The organism is Spirosoma sp. (genome assembly GCF_048594605.1).
Classification (GTDB): Bacteria; Bacteroidota; Bacteroidia; order Cytophagales; family Spirosomataceae; genus Spirosoma.
The window spans coordinates 1-2,134 of sequence record NZ_JBMDWV010000263.1 but is presented as its reverse complement, the minus strand read 5'-3'; the positions used below and the strand labels follow the sequence as shown (position 1 = coordinate 2,134).

Genomic DNA, 2,134 nt, shown 5'->3' with positions numbered 1-2,134 from the left:
ATTGTCGGAGGAGGATGCTACGCTGTTAAGTCAATTGCTCGATAAGCTGCGCTCCTGATTTATTACCTGTGTTTTCTTCGTATTTATAAAACCATTTACAACCAATGAAAAAAGTAATTCTGGCTGCTGCCCTGCTATTCTCGTCAGTTGGCGCTTTTGCGCAAAACTGGACACTAGATAAAGCGCACTCGAACTTAGGATTTACCGTTACTCACATGATGCTGACAGACGTGGATGGTAAATTCCAGAACTTCGATGTGAAAATGACTTCGTCAAAAGATGATTTCACCGATGCTCAGATCGATTTAACCGCCGACGTGAATAGCATTAACACAAACCAGGAAAGACGGGATACGCACTTGAAAAGTGCGGATTTCTTCGATGCTGCTAAATACCCAACGCTGACATTCAAGAGTAAGTCGATCAGCAAAGTATCTGGTAATAAGTATAAACTGACGGGCGATCTGACGATGCATGGTGTTACAAAACCAGTCACGCTTGACGCGGTTATCAATGGTCCTGTTACCAATCCGAATAACAAGAAAACCTTAGCTGGTTTTAAAGTAACTGGCGAAGTAAAACGCGCCGATTTCTCAATTGGTGGGTCGCCAACGGCCGTTGTAAGCGATGAGATTGCCATCCGTGCTACGGGCGAATTAGTGAAAGGCAACTAATCGATCCACTAACTCTCTTACAAAAAATCCCGCTCCGGCAACCGGAGCGGGATTTTTTATGATGACCCATTGTGAAACAACCGGGTCAGTCAGCGTCTTCCTTTTTCTTCGTCTGGATTACTTTACCATTTTCAACAAGCCTTGTTTTCAATACGTTTTGCTTTGGAATCGAGACTAATAACATCGGTTGCGACGTAAAGGACTGTGGATTTTTTGAGAACGTAGTGTCCGTCATTCGAATGTAACGAACCGTTAGGGTTGAATCCTGCACGAAGATTCTACTAACCGAGAGCTTAGGTGGTTTGTTGGTTGGGGGAAGCGCAATCCCGATAACCATGTTTTTCGTAAAATTCGGTACGTCCGGTTTTCGGCTCATGGTTGTAGCTGGTTTAAATACCTGCTCAAACGTATCGCTTTGTTCAAACACAAACAGGGTAGGCTTCCCTTTGTTGACGGGGGCCTCGTTGCTCAGGTAATAGCCATTAAGCAATTTGTAGGTTAAATTGAGCTGGGCAATTCCAATTACGCTGATAAACAGGAACGTAGCAAAAAAGAAAACAAAACGGGAACGACGTGAAGAACGATTAATTAAGGCAAAAAGAGGCATAATCAAACTTGAGACTCAACTACTAACATTACCTTAGTAACGTCCGTTTGTCCGATTAGGTGTGTACGCGCAAAAAAAGAGGCATCGTCAGACACCTCTTTTTTTGTGATTTATGGATAAACAAAGCAGTCAATACGTTAGCCTTATTTTTGATCCGCTGTCGAATTTAGTGGATTATGAACGTTCATGGCTGCTACGTTAAAGCATGAATTCTGATTGTCGCTTTTGCATTCGAACAGATCAAACGTTTCAACGCCCTTGTCCAGCCGCTCAAAATAGAGGATAAAAGAAACCTTTTCATCATTCTTGATCTCGCGCGAATCAGGGGTCATCGGAATACCTTCCGTTTTAAGAAGGGTGTAGGTGCGTTTTCCATCGGTTGACGCCAGAACCGCTTTCGGATTGAACGAAATGCTGCTGGAACCGTAGTAATTGCCATACCGATCATTGGGGTCTTTGGCGAAGGTCATGTAAAGAACCGTGTAACTGGCTGTCAATCGAATATCAGTCACGCGAATGTCGGGGTCCTGTGAATGACCTAACCCGCCCTGTGGATCAGGATACAGGCGCGGCTGAACAACGGCCGTTGGCTGGCTGGCCTGATAATACTCTGCCCCGTCGGCTGGGGCGTTCACCTGAGGCAACCGGTGCGAAGCACAGGCGGAAACCAGCAGAAGGAGAGCGACGAGGGTTTTCATACGATTAAGTTACGTCCTTTCGGCTAAATAACCAATAATCTACTTCGTCTGTTTTTCGAGTTTCTCTACGGCCAGCATCTCCCAGATTTTATCATATACGTCCGTCGCTACCAGCGACTTACCTACGTTTTTGCTGCTGACATACACCGGATGGT

General features: G+C 45.1%; 3 protein-coding genes. 1 reads left to right on the top strand and 2 read right to left on the bottom strand.

Annotation, left to right across the window (positions count from 1 at the left end):
• The first annotated feature begins 104 nt into the window (after positions 1-104).
• Positions 105-674, top strand: coding sequence for a YceI family protein (locus ACOJS8_RS16090; RefSeq protein WP_420149565.1), 570 nt, complete (start codon positions 105-107; stop codon positions 672-674).
• 85 nt (positions 675-759) lie between these two features.
• On the opposite strand, the gene ACOJS8_RS16085 is transcribed toward ACOJS8_RS16090, so the two are convergent.
• Together ACOJS8_RS16085 and ACOJS8_RS16080 are read right to left on the bottom strand one after the other, a co-directional pair.
• Entirely contained in the window at positions 760-1,281 is a 522-nt protein-coding gene (locus tag ACOJS8_RS16085) for a hypothetical protein (RefSeq protein ID WP_420149564.1), read from the bottom strand.
• 143 nt (positions 1,282-1,424) lie between these two features.
• Positions 1,425-1,979 (bottom strand): hypothetical protein, encoded by a 555-nt coding sequence (locus ACOJS8_RS16080; protein ID WP_420149563.1) that lies wholly within the window; start codon positions 1,977-1,979, stop codon positions 1,425-1,427.
• Positions 1,980-2,134: the final 155 nt, after the last annotated feature.

Excerpts from the sequence above, each read along its gene's own strand:
- ACOJS8_RS16080 (WP_420149563.1), bottom strand. The coding sequence starts at position 1,979 with ATGAAAACCCTCGTCGCTCTCCTTCTGCTGGTTTCCGCCTGTGCTTCG.
- ACOJS8_RS16085 (WP_420149564.1), bottom strand. The coding sequence starts at position 1,281 with ATGCCTCTTTTTGCCTTAATTAATCGTTCTTCACGTCGTTCCCGTTTT.
- ACOJS8_RS16090 (WP_420149565.1), top strand. The coding sequence starts at position 105 with ATGAAAAAAGTAATTCTGGCTGCTGCCCTGCTATTCTCGTCAGTTGGC.